General features: G+C 62.1%; 14 protein-coding genes and 1 riboswitch. Of the genes, 6 read left to right on the top strand and 8 right to left on the bottom strand.

The annotated features are described in order from the left end of the window. Window positions 1-673 precede the first annotated feature (673 nt). The 3 genes from cpdA to MUM_RS0109520 form a co-directional block, all read right to left on the bottom strand. Window positions 674-1,489, bottom strand: a complete 816-nt coding sequence (gene cpdA / locus MUM_RS0109530; protein WP_029615823.1) for a 3',5'-cyclic-AMP phosphodiesterase — start codon at window positions 1,487-1,489, stop codon at window positions 674-676. A 99-nt stretch (window positions 1,490-1,588) separates the two neighbouring features. Continuing rightward, the gene (locus MUM_RS0109525; protein WP_003209507.1) at window positions 1,589-2,038 is read right to left on the bottom strand and encodes a DUF1249 domain-containing protein; all 450 of its coding nucleotides are present in this window, start codon (window positions 2,036-2,038) and stop codon (window positions 1,589-1,591) included. Further along, a complete protein-coding gene (locus tag MUM_RS0109520) occupies window positions 2,029-2,646 on the bottom strand; it encodes an NUDIX domain-containing protein (RefSeq protein ID WP_010169335.1) in 618 nt (205 codons plus the stop codon). The genes MUM_RS0109525 and MUM_RS0109520 overlap by 10 nt, the downstream gene beginning before the upstream one ends. A 211-nt stretch (window positions 2,647-2,857) precedes the next feature. On the opposite strand from MUM_RS0109520, the gene MUM_RS0109515 reads away from it, so the two are divergent. Next, on the top strand, window positions 2,858-3,604 hold the full coding sequence (locus MUM_RS0109515) for an RsiV family protein (RefSeq protein WP_010169333.1): 747 nt from the start codon (window positions 2,858-2,860) through the stop codon (window positions 3,602-3,604). Here MUM_RS0109515 and cytX read toward each other — a convergent pair. Next, the gene (gene cytX, locus MUM_RS0109510; protein WP_010169332.1) at window positions 3,573-4,862 is read right to left on the bottom strand and encodes a putative hydroxymethylpyrimidine transporter CytX; all 1,290 of its coding nucleotides are present in this window, start codon (window positions 4,860-4,862) and stop codon (window positions 3,573-3,575) included. The two genes, MUM_RS0109515 and cytX, sit on opposite strands and share 32 nt — an antisense overlap. A gap of 166 nt (window positions 4,863-5,028) precedes the next feature. Then, a complete protein-coding gene (gene thiC, locus MUM_RS0109505) occupies window positions 5,029-6,918 on the bottom strand; it encodes a phosphomethylpyrimidine synthase ThiC (protein WP_010169330.1) in 1,890 nt (629 codons plus the stop codon). Window positions 6,919-7,066: 148 nt separating this feature from the next. Then, a riboswitch (TPP riboswitch) is annotated at window positions 7,067-7,172 on the bottom strand. 195 nt (window positions 7,173-7,367) lie between these two features. Here thiC and MUM_RS0109500 point away from each other — a divergent pair. Beyond that, entirely contained in the window at window positions 7,368-8,807 is a 1,440-nt protein-coding gene (locus tag MUM_RS0109500; RefSeq protein WP_010169328.1) for a TolC family outer membrane protein, read from the top strand. 118 nt (window positions 8,808-8,925) lie between these two features. Here MUM_RS0109500 and waaA read toward each other — a convergent pair whose 3' ends face one another. Both waaA and MUM_RS0109490 read right to left on the bottom strand, forming a co-directional pair. Next, on the bottom strand, window positions 8,926-10,203 hold the full coding sequence (gene waaA / locus MUM_RS0109495) for a lipid IV(A) 3-deoxy-D-manno-octulosonic acid transferase (RefSeq protein ID WP_010169326.1): 1,278 nt from the start codon (window positions 10,201-10,203) through the stop codon (window positions 8,926-8,928). Window positions 10,204-10,226: 23 nt separating this feature from the next. Beyond that, a complete protein-coding gene (locus MUM_RS0109490) occupies window positions 10,227-11,117 on the bottom strand; it encodes a LysR family transcriptional regulator (protein WP_010169325.1) in 891 nt (296 codons plus the stop codon). A gap of 201 nt (window positions 11,118-11,318) precedes the next feature. On the opposite strand from MUM_RS0109490, the gene MUM_RS0109485 reads away from it, so the two are divergent. From MUM_RS0109485 to MUM_RS0109470, 4 genes are all read left to right on the top strand, one after another. After that, the gene (locus MUM_RS0109485) at window positions 11,319-11,654 is read left to right on the top strand and encodes a DMT family transporter (RefSeq protein ID WP_010169322.1); all 336 of its coding nucleotides are present in this window, start codon (window positions 11,319-11,321) and stop codon (window positions 11,652-11,654) included. A 69-nt stretch (window positions 11,655-11,723) separates the two neighbouring features. Continuing rightward, a complete protein-coding gene (locus tag MUM_RS0109480; RefSeq protein WP_010169320.1) occupies window positions 11,724-12,899 on the top strand; it encodes an NAD(P)/FAD-dependent oxidoreductase in 1,176 nt (391 codons plus the stop codon). Further along, window positions 12,896-13,708, top strand: coding sequence for an aldo/keto reductase (locus MUM_RS0109475; protein WP_010169318.1), 813 nt, complete (start codon window positions 12,896-12,898; stop codon window positions 13,706-13,708). The genes MUM_RS0109480 and MUM_RS0109475 overlap by 4 nt, the downstream gene beginning before the upstream one ends. Before the next feature lie 41 nt (window positions 13,709-13,749). After that, a complete protein-coding gene (locus MUM_RS0109470; protein ID WP_010169317.1) occupies window positions 13,750-14,715 on the top strand; it encodes a hypothetical protein in 966 nt (321 codons plus the stop codon). Between the two features lie 37 nt (window positions 14,716-14,752). Here the strand turns inward: MUM_RS0109470 and hldE are convergent, their stop codons facing one another. Next, complete coding sequence (gene hldE, locus MUM_RS0109465; protein ID WP_010169313.1) at window positions 14,753-16,174, bottom strand: bifunctional D-glycero-beta-D-manno-heptose-7-phosphate kinase/D-glycero-beta-D-manno-heptose 1-phosphate adenylyltransferase HldE; 1,422 nt, start codon at window positions 16,172-16,174, stop codon at window positions 14,753-14,755. Window positions 16,175-16,303 lie beyond the last annotated feature (129 nt).

Here is a 16,303-nt window from a genome sequence, read left to right as displayed (position 1 = left end):
AAAAGTAACCAAAAGGGCTCTTGCCCCACCACTCGGCACCTCGCCTAGGCTCGGTGTGCCCTCACTCCGGCTTTGGACCGTGGGCCGCCGCGATGGGCCATCCCTGGCCCAGCGCGGCTAACCCGGCGTCCTGCCGGGTTACCCACGCTCCAAAGCCTGCGTTCGGCCAGCGTGGTTTAACGGGGCGCCTAAGATCAAGATCAAGATCAAAAGCCAGAGCACAGCGGCCTACCGGCCGGCTTGAGTGGTGTGAAGCAACAGCAACAGCAACAGCAACGGCAACGGCAAAATCAGAAGCGGGCACGGTCCAAATGTGGGAGCGGGCTTGCTCGCGAAGGCGGTGTGTCAGTCACCGAATGCATCAACTGAAAGATTGCATTCGCGAGCAAGCCCACTCCCACATTTTTGACCGCGTTTGCTCTTGCTCTTGCTTCTAACACTCAAGCCCGCCGATAGGCCGCTGTGCTCTGGCTTTTGATCTTGATCTTAGGCGCCCGGCCGTGCCGGAGTGCGGGCATGCAGAGCCTAGGCGAGGCACCGAGTGGTGGAGCAAGAGCCCTTTTGGTTACTTTTGGCTGGGCCGGCATTCCGGGCTCCTTTCCAAAAGGGACCCGCTGTAAGAGCGGAACCCTAAGTCGCCGTTACCTAAATAACGGATATGCCCCCAAAGCCGTCAGTACCCGCTACTACCGTAATCCACCTGAAACACAAAACCCTGCACCCGCTCCACGCCGGTTTCCAACCGTCCGTCGGCATGCAGGCGCAGCCAGCGATAACCGGGCGCTTCCTCGCTCACCTTGAAGTCCTCGCTGCCGGGGGCGAACTGGATGCAGGTGGACGGCGACGCCAGCAGGCGCACGCCGTTGCGTTCGCGGTCGATTTCCTGGTGCACATGGCCCCAGAGCACCGCACGCACCTGCGGGAACCGATCCAGCACCGCAAACAACGCCTCGGGGTTGCGCAGGCCGATGGGCTCCATCCAGGCGCAACCGATGGACACCGGATGATGGTGGAAACACACCAGATGATGACGAGTCGGCGCTTCGCTCAAGGATTGCGCCAGCAGTTGCAGCTGCTGGTCCTGCAAATACCCCGGCACCGAGCCCGGCACGGCCGAGTCCAGCAGGGTGATACGCCAGTTGCCCACATCCACCACCGGCTCCAGCAACGCGCTGTTGATCGCGGCTTGCAGCATCACCTGCGGCTCATCGTGGTTCCCCGGGATCCAGCGCGCCGGCGCCTGAATCTGCCGGGTCATGTCGCGAAAGGCCTGATAGGACTCCAGCGTGCCGTCCTGGGACAAATCCCCGGTGGCCAGCACCAGGTCAATCTGCGGCTGCTGCGCCAGCACCGTTTCGATGACCCGTTGCAGGCTGTCGCGGGTTTTCATGCCCAGCAGCCCGCCGTCCGCCTCGGCAAACAGGTGGCTGTCGGACAACTGCACCAGCAACGCCGAAGCGTCAGGATTCAAGGCGGATACGCTCGACAAGGCGTTCTCCCGGGGCGTGATCACAGGAATGGACATTTGAGGCGATTATGCTGGGGCAGGACACAAAGAGGAAACCCGTGAAGCGGACGCAGTTCACATCTATCGAACGACTTCGAACTCGTGGCCCAGGGCCAGGCAGTGGCTCAACCATTCGCCGAGGAACACATTGAGCTGTGCTTTCTCATCCGGCTGGTGCATGAACACGTTGGGGTAAGGGTAGATGCTGCGAAAGCGTCGCGCATGTTCGGCGCTGATCACTTCGGCCATGCGCGCGTCGTGGTACACCTGCACTTCCAGCTGCGGCACCGGCAGCCACGGCAGGCTGTGTTCCTGGCGCACCCGCAGGGTGGTGGTGTACGGGCAATTCACGATCACTTCCAGGGTCAGCACGCCGAGCATCTGGTCTCCGTGGGTCACGGCGATACGCCGCGCCTCGGGGGTGTGGCGCATGTCCGGCAGCAGCCGCATCAGCCGTGCATAGTTGGCCTCGCAGGCTGCTTGCAGCCCGATCAGGTCAACCCGATATCGCTCCCGTGCCTTTACTGCCATAACCCCCTCACTTCCGCGCGATTAAGCGCAAGCCATTGCAGGGCAATAATGCTCGCTGCGTTGGAAATTTTACCGTCACGTACCGCTTGCAGGGCGTCTTCAAAGGCCCAGACGGTGACGCGGATATCTTCGGCTTCCTCTTCCAGTCCATGGACGCCACCGGCCCCGGCGCTTTCGCAACGGCCCAGGAACAAGTGGACAAATTCGGTGCTGCCACCCGGCGACGGAAAGTACTTGGTGATCGGCCAGAGTGCGGAGAATGTAAGGCCAGCTTCCTCTTCGGCTTCGCGGTGTGCAACCTCCTCCGGTTGCTCATCCTTGTCGATCAGGCCGGCGACCATTTCGATCAGCCACGGGTTGTCGGTACGGCCCACGGCGCCTACGCGAAACTGTTCGATCAGCACCACTTCATCGCGCTGCGGGTCGTAGGGCAGCACGCACACGGCGTCATGACGAACAAAGACTTCGCGATTGAGCTCACGGCTCATGCCGCCATCAAACTTCTCGTGCCGCAGCTTCAGCCGATCCAGTTTGTAGAAGCCCTTGTAGGCATTGTCGCGCTGAACAATCTCAACCTTGCTCGGCGTCGATTTCGCTGTGTCCGTCATATCAACCCTCGTTTATTGCCTTGCGGTGTCGAGGCAGCCTCGACATCGCGCCATCCTAACGCGCTCGCGCCCCTTGATGCAGCCCCTTTCCAGTTGCCGGGATAGACGGCGGGCGTCAAACTCACTCTAATCAGCTTAGTGGCGAACTGACTGCCCTGTCGGGAGTCGAAGCTCCACATTTTCACCTTTCCTCGATTTATGAAGGACACACATGTCGCTTTTAAAAATCGCCTCCATGGCCTGTATCGCCCTGACCCTTGGCGCTTGCCAGAGCCTGTTCCAACCCAGCTACCTCAAGCCGCTGGACACCACCGCCGACGCCTCGGAGCAGATCAAGCCCGGCTGCAGCAGCCCGGATTGCCCGCTGGTCAACATCGACACGGTGCACTTCCCGTCCGAGCCGCAACTGGACCAGATCGTCGAAAAACGCCTGCTGGAGATGGCCCGCACTTCGCCTGGCCAGGCCATGCCCGCCACCCTCAACGCCTACCGCGACAAATTCTTGCGTGAGTCGCCTGACCGCAACAGCATGTACTTGCAAGCCAAGGTACGTGAGCAGCATGACGGACTGGTGATCGTTGAAGTCTCCAGCTACCTGGATACCGGCACCGCCCACGGCGAGCCGGGCCGCGGCTTTATCAACTATTCACGCCTGCTGCACAAAGAGCTGAGCCTGACCGACATGCTGCTGCCGGGCCAGGAAGAGGCGTTCTGGAAGACTGCGAAAGTCGCCCACAACAACTGGCTGATCAACTCGCAGATGGACCGCGACCCGGATTTCGTGAAGAACTGGCCGTTCCAGAAAACCCCGAATGTGGCGCTGACCAGCAATGGCGTGGTGCTCAAGTACAACGTGACCACCATCGCGCCGTACGCATTGGGGCTGATCGAAATGACCATCCCCTATGCGCGCCTGACCGGCGTAATCAAGCCTGAACTGGTGCCCGCACGCCACTGAAGGCCCGGCCCAGAATGAAGTGCAACAGCCCTGCCAGCACCAGCGCCGGCAGGGTCGCACCGACGTCCGGGTACAGATTCGCCAGCACGTGATAGGTGCTGATGCCACCCAGCCAGGCCAGCAGTGCCGGCCAACGCAGGTTGGCAGCAATCCCATGGCCACGACGGCGCAGGATGAAGTGATCCACCAGCACCACGCCGAACAGCGGCGCGAACACCGAGCCGATCAGCAGCAGGAAGTTCTGGTACTGCGCCAACGGCGCAAAGCAGGCGATCAGCGTGCAGATGACGCCGATGGCCAACGCCAGGTGCTCGACCTTCAGGCGCAACAGAATCCCGCTGGACACGGCTGCCGAGTGAATATCGGCGAAAGCGTTTTCTGACTCATCCAGCAGGATCAGCAGCAGCGGAATCCCCAGGCCGGCCCCGGCCAATGCCAGCAGCAAGGCGTTCACTTCACCGCTCGGCGCGAAGGCCAGGGTGTACGCCACGCCCAGGCTCATCAGCCAGAAGTTACCGATAAAGAAACCCAGCGCGGTGCCGCCAAACACGCTTTGGGCACGCTTGCCGAAACGTGAGTAGTCGGCAATCAGTGGCAGCCAGGACAGTGGCATGGCAATGGCGATATCAAAACCCACCGCAAATGGCATCGAGCCGTCACCGGCCTGGGCCCAGAGTGCGGCCAGGTCGGCCTTGGCGAACAGGTTCCAGGTCAGCCACAGGCAGGCGGCCAGCAGCAGCCAGATGCCCCACTTGCGCAGGATCTGCCGCACAAAAGTCAACGGGCCGCTGACGGCGAGCAAGGTCGCGAGGGCGCCGAATACCAGGGTCCAGAACAACGGGCTGGCCAGCAGGCTGCCTTCGCTGAACGCGCGGGTGCCCAACAGGCTGGCGGCATCGCGCATCACGATGATTTCGAACGAGCCCCAGCCGATCAACTGCAGCAGGTTCAACAGCGCCGGCAGGCTCGCGCCCTTGGTGCCGAGGCTGAGCTTGAGGGCGGCCATGGCGGACAGGCCGGTGTCGCTGCCGATCACGCCGACGGCGGCGAGCAGCAGGACGCCGACCAAAGTGCCGAGGAAAATCGCCAGTAAGGAACCGGAGAGGCCCAGGCCCGGCGCCAACAGCGCGCCGGTTTGCAGGACCATCAGGCCGATGCCCAGAGAGAACCACAGGGAAAAGAGATCGCGGGCGCCGAAGACGCGTTTGTCGGCGGGCACCGCGATGTCTGGGGAATAGGTGCTGGGTTGAATGCTCAAGGGTGTTATCTCAGAGGGACATTTATTGTTTGGGAGATCGCTATCGCGGGCAAGCCCGGCTCCCACAGGGGACCTGCTGTGAATACAAAACTTATGAACAACTCGATCAACTGTGGGAGCCGGGCTTGCCCGCGATGGCGGCAGTGCAAGCACCGCCGCCTTTAGATCAGACCTTTTTGTACAACTGACTGCCTTCCTGCTTGAACCGCTCCGCCTGCTCCGCCAGTCCCTTGGCCACGTCCACATCCACCGTTTCAATGCGCTGGTTGGCCGCGTACTCACGTACTTCCTGAGTGATCTTCATCGAGCAGAATTTCGGCCCGCACATCGAACAGAAATGCGCGACCTTGGCCGAGTCCTTCGGCAAGGTTTCATCGTGGTACGACCGCGCCGTGTCCGGGTCCAGGCCCAGGTTGAACTGGTCTTCCCAACGGAACTCAAAGCGCGCCTTGCTCAACGCGTTGTCACGAATCTGCGCGCCCGGATGCCCCTTGGCCAAGTCCGCCGCATGCGCCGCAATCTTGTAGGTGATGATCCCGGTCTTCACGTCATCCTTGTTCGGCAGGCCCAAGTGCTCTTTCGGCGTGACGTAGCAGAGCATCGCGCAACCGAACCAGCCGATCATCGCCGCACCGATACCGGAGGTGATGTGGTCGTAACCCGGTGCGATGTCGGTGGTCAGCGGGCCGAGGGTGTAGAACGGCGCCTCGTCACAGCATTCCAGCTGCTTGTCCATGTTCTCCTTGATCAACTGCATCGGCACGTGGCCCGGGCCTTCGATCATGGTCTGCACGTCGTGTTTCCAGGCGATCTTGGTCAACTCGCCGAGGGTTTCCAGCTCACCGAATTGCGCGGCATCGTTGGCGTCGGCAATCGAACCCGGGCGCAGGCCGTCTCCCAGGGAGAAGCTGACGTCGTAGGCCTTCATGATTTCGCAGATTTCGTCGAAATGGGTGTAGGTGAAGTTCTCTTTGTGGTGCGCCAAGCACCACTTGGCCATGATCGAACCGCCACGGGACACGATGCCGGTGACGCGCTTGGCGGTCAGCGGCACATAGCGCAGCAGCACGCCGGCGTGGATGGTGAAGTAGTCGACGCCCTGCTCGGCCTGTTCGATCAGGGTGTCGCGGAACAGCTCCCAGGTCAGGTCTTCGGCGGCGCCGCCGACTTTTTCCAGGGCCTGGTAGATCGGCACGGTACCGATCGGCACCGGCGAGTTGCGGATGATCCACTCGCGGGTTTCGTGAATGTGTTTGCCGGTGGACAGGTCCATCACTGTGTCCGAACCCCAGCGAATGCCCCAGGTCAGTTTCGCCACTTCTTCTTCGATGGAAGAACCCAGGGCGCTGTTGCCGATGTTGCCGTTGATCTTCACCAGGAAGTTACGGCCGATGATCATCGGTTCCAGTTCGGTGTGGTTGATGTTGGCCGGGATGATCGCGCGGCCACGGGCGATTTCTTCGCGGACAAATTCCGGAGTGATGATTTTCGGCACGCTGGCGCCGAAGCTGTGGCCGGCGTGCTGCTGGTCCAGCAGGCCGGCGGCACGGGCTTCCTCCAGCTTCATGTTTTCGCGGATGGCGACGTATTCCATCTCGGCGGTGATGATGCCTTTGCGGGCGTAGTGCATTTGGGTGACGTTGGCCCCGGCCTTGGCGCGGCGCGGGTTTTTCACGTGGGCGAAACGCAGCGCGGTCAGCTCGGCATCGCTCAGGCGCTGCTGGCCGAAGTGCGAACTCAAGCCCGACAGGCGCTCGGTGTCGCCACGGGATTCGATCCACGGCGAGCGCACATCGCCCAGGCCTTTGCGCACGTCGATGATCACATTCGGGTCGGTGTACGGGCCGGAGGTGTCGTAGACCACCACAGGCGCGTTGATTTCGCCGCCGAAGTCGGTGGGGGTCACGTCGAGGCTGACTTCGCGCATCGGCACACGAATGTCCGGGCGGGTGCCTTGCACATAGATTTTCTGCGAGCGGGTAAACGGCTGCACGGAACCGGAGTCGACCTTGGCCGATTCACTTAAATGCACGGTGTTTTTTAGTTTTGTAGTCATCACGGGCTCTCCAACTATCCAGGCGGTGGATTTTTGTCGGAGCGAACCTGTGACGGATGGACGCACTGAAACCAGTGCTGTGCTTGGCGCACAAGAGCTGTTCGATTGTCGAACAACATCCCGGACGAAGCACAAGAGGACTCGCCGGGTGACGAGAAATCTTGTTCCCTACGCAGGCGTTAACCTGATCAGGTTCAACGGGATCCGGTATTTACCGATCTCAGCCTTCCAACAAGGCACCCCGACAAGAACGCGGCCAGTCTAGACCATGGAGCAGGCAAATTGCCAATGACGGTGCATTCATCGTGATGAATGGCGTAATTACAGGATTGTTGTGCCGTGATAGCGCCACTACACTCGGTGACTGCTTGAGGCCTTGACGCCAGGAATGGGCCGCCTTAGCCTTGGGCACCAAATTATCGCCGTAATATTATTCTAGGGATCGCCTCATGCTGCGCAAACTCTCACTGGCTCTTGCCGTGTCTTGTGCGACCAACGGAATGGTCTGGGCAGCTGAAGCGCCCCTGACGACCAAAACCGACCTGGTCAGCGTCTACCAGGAAGCGGTGGACAACAACGCCGACCTGGCCGCCGCCCGCGCCCAGTATGGCGCGCAGAAAGAAGTGGTGCCCCAGGCCCGCGCCGGCTTGCTGCCGAACCTGTCGGCCGGTGCCGATATCAACAATGTGCGCACCCAGCTGGATCAGCCGGCCGCCACGGTCAACCGCGACGCCCATTCCTGGCGCGCGACCCTGAGCCAGCCGCTGTTCCGCGCCGATCGCTGGTTCCAGTTGCAAGCCGCCGAAGCGGTCAACGAACAGGCCGCGCTGCAACTCTCGGCCACCGAACAGAACCTGATCCTGCAAAGTGCCGAAAACTACTTCGCCGTGCTGCGGGCCCAGGACAACCTGGCCTCCACCAAAGCCGAAGAAGCCGCCTTCAAACGCCAACTGGACCAGTCCAACGAACGCTTTGACGTCGGCCTGTCGGACAAGACCGACGTGCTGCAATCCCAGGCCAGCTACGACACCGCACGCGCCAACCGGATCCTGGCCCAGCGCCAGGTGGACGACGCCTTCGAAGCGCTGATCACCCTGACCAACCGCCAATACAACTCGATCCAGGGCATCGTCCACACGTTGCCGGTGCTGCCACCGGCACCGAACGACGCCAAGGCCTGGGTCGAAACCGCCGGCCGCCAGAACCTCAACCTGCTGGCCAGCAACTACGCCGTCACTGCTGCCGAAGAAACCCTGAAGCAACGCAAGGCCGGCCACGCGCCGACCCTGGATGCCGTGGCACAGTACGAAAAAGGTGACAACGACGCTCTGGGTTTCAGCAACCCCAGCGCCTTTGGCCAGCCGTATCACGGTGACGTGTCGCAACGCACCGTAGGCTTGCAGTTGAGGATTCCACTGTACAGCGGCGGTCTCACCAGCTCGCAAGTGCGCGAGTCCTATTCCCGCCTGGGCCAGACCGAGCAGCAACGCGAAGGCCTGCGCCGCCAGGTGGTGGAAAACACTCGCAATCTGCACCGCGCGGTCAACACCGACGTGGAGCAGGTACAGGCACGCCGCCAGTCGATCATCTCCAACCAGAGCGCGGTGGAAGCCACGGAAATCGGTTACCAGGTGGGTACGCGCAATATCGTCGATGTGCTGGACGCCCAGCGCCAGCTGTACACCTCGGTGCGCAACTACAACAACAGCCGCTACGACTACATCCTCGACAACCTGCGCTTGAAGCAGGCCGCCGGGACCTTGAACCCGGGGGATTTGCAGGATCTGGCGCGGTACCTGAAGGCCGACTACAACCCGGACAAGGACTTCCTGCCGCCGGACCTGGCCAAGGCCGCTGCGGCACAGTTGAAGGCTAACCCGGGTTATTAAAGACAATACATAACCCATGTGGGAGCTGGCTTGCCTGCGATTGCATCACCTCGGTCTGACTGATGTACCGAGGTGATGCAATCGCCGGCAAGCCAGCTCCCACATTTGATTGATGTTGTCAGTGGTTAAGCAGTCTGCCCAACCCATCCAGCAAACGCTTCAACGCCCCCTGATTGGCGCGCATCACCGCCAGCCCCGCCTGCCCCATCTTCTGCGCGTCCTGCGGCAGCTCGAACAAGCGCTGCACCGCCACCGCCAAACCCTCGGCATCGTCGACTTCCTGCAGCGCGCCGGCGTTGCGCATCATTGCGCTGATCTCAAGGAAGTTGAACACATGAGGCCCGCAAATAACCGGCTTGGCCAACGCCGCCGGCTCCAGTGGGTTATGCCCGCCCGTGGCGACCAGGCTGCCGCCGACAAACGCGCTGTCGGCCAACGCATACAAAAACAGCAGCTCGCCCATGGTGTCGCCCAGCAACACCGAGGTTTGCGCCGTTACTGCCTCGCCGCTGGAGCGACGCACGGTGGCGAAACCCTGTTGCTGGCACAACTCGAACATCGGGTTGAATCGCTCCTGATGGCGCGGCACCAGAATCAGCAAGGCATTCGGGTAGCTGGCGAGCAACTGCCGATGGGCGGCGAGCACCACTTCATCTTCGCCTTCGTGGGTGCTGGCGGCGATCCACACCGGGCGTTCGCTGGCGTGCCATTGCTCGCGCAAGGCGGCGGCGCTTACCAGCAGTTGCGGGTCGATGGTCAGGTCGAACTTGATCGAACCGGTGACCTCGACGGTTTCCGGCCGTGCACCCAGGCTGCGAAAACGCTCGGCCTCGGTTTCAGTCTGGACGGCAAACAGGCTCATTTCCGCCAGCATCGGCGCAGTCAGCTTGGCGAAGCGCCCGTAGCCCTTGGCCGAACGGGCCGACAGCCGCGCGTTGGCCAATGCCACGGGAATCCCGCGTTTGGCGCACTGGTGAATATGGTTGGGCCACAGTTCGGTTTCCATGATCACCGCCAGTTTCGGCTGCACACGATCAAGAAAACGCTTGGCCGCACAGGGCAAATCATACGGCAGGTAGCAGTGCTGGATGCGCGGATCGTTGGCAAACAACGCCTGGATGCGCTCAGAACCGGTGGGCGTCATACAGGTGACGGTGATCGGCAACTGTGGATAACGTTCCAGCAGCCCGCGAATCATCGGTGCCGCGGCGATGCTTTCGCCCACCGACACCGCGTGCACCCAAATCCCGCCGGGCTGCATGGCCGGCAAGCCCCAGGAAAAGCGCTCACCCACGCGCTTGGCGTAAGCCGGCGCCTTGCGGGCCCGCAGCCACAGACGTAAAGCCACCAACGGCAGCGCCAGGTAAAACAGACAGCTGTAGAGAGTTCTATTCATGGCGGCGGAGTTTATCGGCTTTTTCAGTCGATCGCCTGCAAGCACTCGGCAAAACGTTCGGCGAGGAAACGCGCGGCCGGGCCAAGCGGCTCATCGCGACGCCACACCAACTCCACCACCAGTGCCGGCGGGGTCCATTCACTGTTCAGTTCGACCATCTGGTTCTGATAGGCCGGGTACTGCACCACATGCCGTGGCAGCCAGGCCCAACCCAGCCCACGTGCCAACCATTCGGCCAGCACGTAGAAGCTATCAGCGCGCCACACTTGCGGGCTGGCGGCCTCGCTCCCGGGATACACGCTGGTCTGGGTCGCCATCAGCAACTGGCGAAACTGTGCCAGGCGCTGGCAATCCACGAACTTTTCCCTGGCCATGGGATGACTGATACCGCATACGGTCACCATCTCCACGCTGCCCAGCACCCGGCGCTCCAACGCTTCGGGGATTTGGTCGTGGTAGAACAGCAGGCCCAGATCCGCCTTGCGCTCCACCAGTTTGCGCGCGACATCGCCTTGGGCGGCGCTGGACAACTGCACCTCCAGGCTGGGAAATTTCCCCGCCAGCGATTCGAGGCTGTCGAGCACCGGCTGATAGAGCATGGCCTCATCCTGGGCCAGGCGCAGGCGGGCTTCTTCCCCCCGCATCAACGACAAGGCACGGCCATTCAGGCGCTCACACTGGCGCAAGACTTCCCGCGCCTCTTCGAGCAACGCGGTGCCGGCCTCGGTCAAGCGGGGCTGGCGGCCGCTGCTGCGATCAAACAGGCATACGCCCAGGTCCGCCTCCAACAGGGCAATCCCATTGCTGACTGCCGACTGTGCCCGGCGCTGGTCCCGCGCCACCGCCGAAAATGAACGCTGCTCGGCGACGCTGACAAACAGGCGCATTTGCTCAAGACTCCACTGCACGCTCATGGCTCAACCCATCTTTGATTCGGATAGGTAATGACTTTACCGCATCTGGTAAATCTCTAAAATGCCAACCTTTGTAGGAGCGAGCTTGCTCGCGAAGGATCCGAGAGCGCCGCGTTAAACCAGATGCGCTGCGTTATCTCTGACGACTTTCGCGAGCAAGCTCGCTCCTACGGTTGAACCCCTGTACCGAGGATTTACCCCATGAACGCCGCCTACTATTACCTGGCCATTGCCATTTGCTCGGAAGTGATCGCCACCGTTTCCATGAAAGCGATCAAGGGTTTGAGCACGCCGATCCCGCTGTTGCTGGTGATCGTCGGTTACGGCGTGGCCTTCTGGATGCTCACGCTGGTGGTGCGCACCGTGCCGGTGGGCGTCGCGTATGCGGTGTGGGCCGGGATGGGCATCGTGATGGTCAGCATCGCCGCGCTGTTTATCTACGGGCAGAAACTGGATATCCCGGCGATGCTGGGGATGGCCCTGATTGTGCTCGGGGTGGTGGTGATTCAGTTGTTCTCGAAAACCGCCGGGCACTGATCACCGACAAATCGCCGCGCCTCTGTGCCTGTATACTGCGCCTCTTGTCTTGAACACTGAGGTCGCTGCATGCCATCCGTTATTTCCACCGACGTTCTGATTGTCGGCGCCGGGGTTGCCGGCCTCTGGCTCAATGCGCGCCTGCGTCGCCAGGGCTTTTCCACAGTGCTGGTGGAAAGCGCCACCCTCGGTGGCGGGCAGAGCGTGAAGTCCCAGGGGATCATCCACGGCGGTGCGAAATACGCGCTGCACGGCGCCCTCACCGGCGCCTCGGAAGCCATCGCCGACATGCCCCGCCGCTGGCGCGAAGCCCTGGCGGGCAACGGCGAACTGGACCTTTCGGGCGTGCGCCTGCTGTCCGAGGCCCACTATCTGTGGTCGCCGGGCACTATCGCCGGCAACCTCACCAGTTTCTTCGCCAGCAAGGCCGTGCGTGGCCGCGTCGACCAGGTAAAGGGCGACGACCTGCCACCGGCCCTGCAAGACCGCCGCTTCAAGGGCAAGGTCTATCGCCTGGCCGAGTTGGTGATCGACGTCCCAAGCCTGATCGAACGCCTGGCGCAACTGGCCGGCGACGGCCTGCTGGCCGGTGAACAGATCGAACCGTTGATGGAAGACGGCACACTGGTCGGCCTGAAGGTCGATGGCCGCGAGATCCGCGCCCAGCGTATCGTGCTCAGCGCCGGTGGCGGCACTGCTGACTTGCTCAGTGCCCTGGGCCTGAGCCAGCCCGCCATGCAACGCCGACCGCTGCACATGATCATCGCCAAGGGCCCCGGCCTGAAGCCGCTGTATGCCCACTGCCTGGGCGGCGGTACCAAGCCGCGCATCACCGTGACCACGCACCCCGCCGCCGATGGCAACTGGGTGTGGTACCTGGGCGGCGATATTGCCGAGGCCGAAGGTGTGGCCCGTACCCCGGAGCAACAGATCGCCACCGCCCAAAAAGAGCTGGCCCAACTGCTGCCCTGGATCGACATGAGCCAGACCCGGTGGGCCACCCTGCGCGTGGACCGCGCAGAGCCGCTGCAGTCGGGGCTGACACGCCCGGACAACGCCTTCCTCGCCGAACAGGACCGCCTGCTGGTGGGCTGGCCGACCAAGCTGGCATTGGCACCGGATTTCGCCGATCGGGTGATCCATGCACTGGAACGTGACGGCATCACGCCAGGCACCCCGGAAAAACTGCCCGAACTGCCAAAACCCAAGATCGCCCAACCCGCCTGGGAGCAACTGCTGCCATGACCTTGCCGACCCTGCACGACCTTCACCGCCCGCTGGGCAGCACCGGCCTGCTGGTCTCGCCGCTGGGCCTGGGCACCGTCAAGCTGGGCCGCGACCAAGGGGTGAAGTACCCCAACGGTTTCCAGATTCCCGATGACGACGCCGCGCGGATGCTGCTGCGCCAGGCCCGTCAACTCGGCATCAACTTGATCGACACTGCGCCCGCCTATGGCCGCAGCGAAGAACGCCTGGGCCCGCTGTTGCGCGGCCAGCGCCAGGACTGGGTGATTGTCAGCAAGGTGGGCGAAGAATTTGCCGAGGGTGTGTCCCATCACGATTTCAGCGCGGCCCATACCCGACTTTCTGTGGAGCGCAGCCTGAAACGACTTGAAACGGATTTTATCGACCTGGTGCTGGTGCACTCCGACGGCAACGACCTGCATATCCTCAACGATTGCGAGGTTTACCAGACCCTGGCGGACCTCAAGCGCGAGGGCAAGATTCGCGGTTTCGGCTTCTCCGGCAAAACCGTCGAGGGCGGCGTAAAGGCTCTGGAACAAGGCGATTGCGCCATGGTCACCTACAATCTGAACGAACAGGCCGAGAAAGCCGTCATTGATTATGCGGCCGCGCACGGCAAAGGCATCCTGGTGAAAAAAGCACTGGCCAGTGGCCACGTCTGCCTGGAATCCGGAGTGGATCCAATTCACGCCAGTTTCATGTTGTTGTTTGCGCAAACTGGCGTCGCCAGTGCTATTGTCGGGACCATTAATCCGCTGCACCTCGCCCACAACGTAGCGACCGCTGCCAAGGTCATTCGCCAACTCTGATGCCGCCGACGCGGCCGACCCCGACGCAAGAAGGAGCCGACATGGCGCGAACGCTCATTAGAAAAAACCCGAGTAACTTTAAAACACTGCCGCTGCATGTCGAAGCCACGCCCGAAGGCTTGAGTTACCAGAGCGTCGGCATGCCGCTCAACTTCGCCCAGACCCTGCAACGGCGCAAGCCGGTGGAGGTGAAAGACACCGAGCGTTTCGTGCTGGAACTGGCCAACCTTGGTGTTTCGGTGCGCCTGACGCTGCATTGGCAGAACCGCGATTACTGGGTGCTGGTACGCCAGCGCCGACAAGACCGCGGCGATGTGGTGCTCAAGCTGATCTCCGGTTATGTGCCGGCCCACGAACTGAACCTGCCACTGCACACCGCCATTCAGGAAATTGCCGAGGAATGCCTGCTGGAAACCCCGGAAGGCTGGTTGGGCGGGCGCTTCAACGACACGTGGCTGCCGGCCCCCTACTCATCCGCCCTGCACTACCGCGAAGCATTGCCGTTTCGGCTCTCGCCGCTGTCCGGCGCCGCACGCCCGGTGCGCTGCGCCACCACGCAATTGATTGAGCGCCCACGGGCCTACGTGCACCTGCCGACGGCTTCGCTGCAACTGATCTATGACCTGCGCCTGGAAGTCCCCAAGGAGGCCAAGTCCCTGAGCCTGTTTCATGTGGACGAGCGCCTGGAAGGTGATCAGTTGGTCGCGCGCCTGGACCGCCAGCGTCCGGACTTGTACCTGATGCCGCTGAAAGACGGCCAGCCGTGTGCGGAGCTGTACACCTTGAAAAAGGATCAGCTGTATCCGGCGAGTACGCGAGGGTTGTATCTGGCAGAAAGCTTTGCCCAGCAAGAGGGCTGGATCGTGCGTGACGAGCGGATCCGCTGGAAGGACTGGCTGCGGCAACAGGGGCTGAGCGCGCCCGAGAAAGAGTCGAAATTGAAGCGGTTGACCGGAAGGGCCAAGCTGCTGTTGAAGAAAATCGTCCCGCGCAAGCGCAGCCGGTAACCTGCGGCAAGGGAGCAAGCTCCCCTGCCGCGTTCGGTCAGTTGCTGCGGATTTTTTCCACAATCGCCGTGGTCGAGCTGTTTTCTACCAGCCCCAGCACTTTGACCTTGCCGCCATAGGCACTGACGATATCAGCGCCGACTACCTGGTCGACCGAATAATCCCCACCCTTGACCAACACGTCCGGCTTGACTTGGGCCAGCAGGTTTTCCGGGGTCGCCTCGGCAAAGCTGATCACCCAGTCCACGGCCCCCAAACCCGCCAGCACCGCCATGCGACGGTCGACACTGTTGATCGGCCGCCCCGGCCCTTTCAACCGGCTGACCGACGCATCATCGTTGACCGCCACGATCAAACGATCGCCTTGGGCCCGCGCCTGCTCCAGGTACGTCACGTGACCGGCGTGCAGAATGTCGAAGCAACCGTTGGTGAAGACAATGCTCTCGTTATGCGCCCGGGCATCGTCAATCGCCAGCAGCAATTGCTCGAGACTCAACACGCCACGCTCCGAGCCTTCGGAACGCTGGATGGCACGGCGCAGCTCAGGTGCGCTGATGGCCGCCGTACCCAGTTTGCCGACCACAATGCCCGCCGCGAGATTGGCCAGGGCCACTGCGTGAGGCAGCTCTTCACCCGCGGCAATCGAGGCCGCCAGGGTGGAGATCACCGTGTCACCGGCACCGGTCACGTCGAACACTTCACGAGCCCGCGCGGGCAAGTGCATGGCCGGGTGATCAGGGCGCAGCAACGTCATGCCATGTTCACCACGGGTCACCAGCAAGGCACCCAGGTCGAGGTCGGCCATGAGCTTCGCGCCCTTGGTTACCAGCTCGTGCTCATCGACGCAGCCGCCGACGATGGTTTCAAATTCGCTGAGGTTCGGCGTGATCAGGCTGGCACCCCGATAAATCGAGAAGTCCTTGCCCTTGGGATCAGCCAGCACCGGAATGCCCCGGGCCTTGGCGGCCTGGATCAGCATCTGGTGATTTTTCAGGGCGCCTTTGCCGTAGTCGGACAACACCAGCACCTTGATGCCTTCGAGCAACTCGTCGACCTGGGCACTGAGGGCCAGGGCATCGGTGGCGAAGGGTTCTTCAAAGTCGATACGCAGCAGTTGCTGGTGACGGCTCATCACCCGCAGCTTGACGATGGTCGGCTGATGGGGAATGCGCTGGAACAGCGCACGCACACCCGCACCACGCAGGCTGTTGGCCAGGCTGTCGGCGGCTTCGTCGTCGCCGGTCACACCCACCAGGGAGGCCGGGGCGCCGAGGGCGGCAATATTGAGGGCAACGTTGGCAGCGCCACCTGGACGGTCTTCGATTTGCTCGACCTTGACTACCGGTACCGGTGCCTCAGGGGAAATCCGTGAGGTACCGCCATGCCAGTAACGGTCGAGCATGACATCGCCGACCACCAAGACAGGGGCTTGATCGAATCGCGGCATGGACAACTTCATGGAGCAACCCACATACAAAATGAACAGGGGCGCGATATTAACACAGGGTTGTCAAAGGCTTGTGCAATGTAGGAGCCGGCTTGCCGGCGATGCGTTCACTGCGGTTTTTCAGTGCAACCGCGGTAAGGC

Origin of the sequence: Pseudomonas sp. PAMC 25886 (assembly GCF_000242655.1) — a bacterium.
Lineage (GTDB): Bacteria > Pseudomonadota > Gammaproteobacteria > Pseudomonadales > Pseudomonadaceae > Aquipseudomonas.
This window is presented reverse-complemented; position numbering and strand designations above follow the sequence as displayed.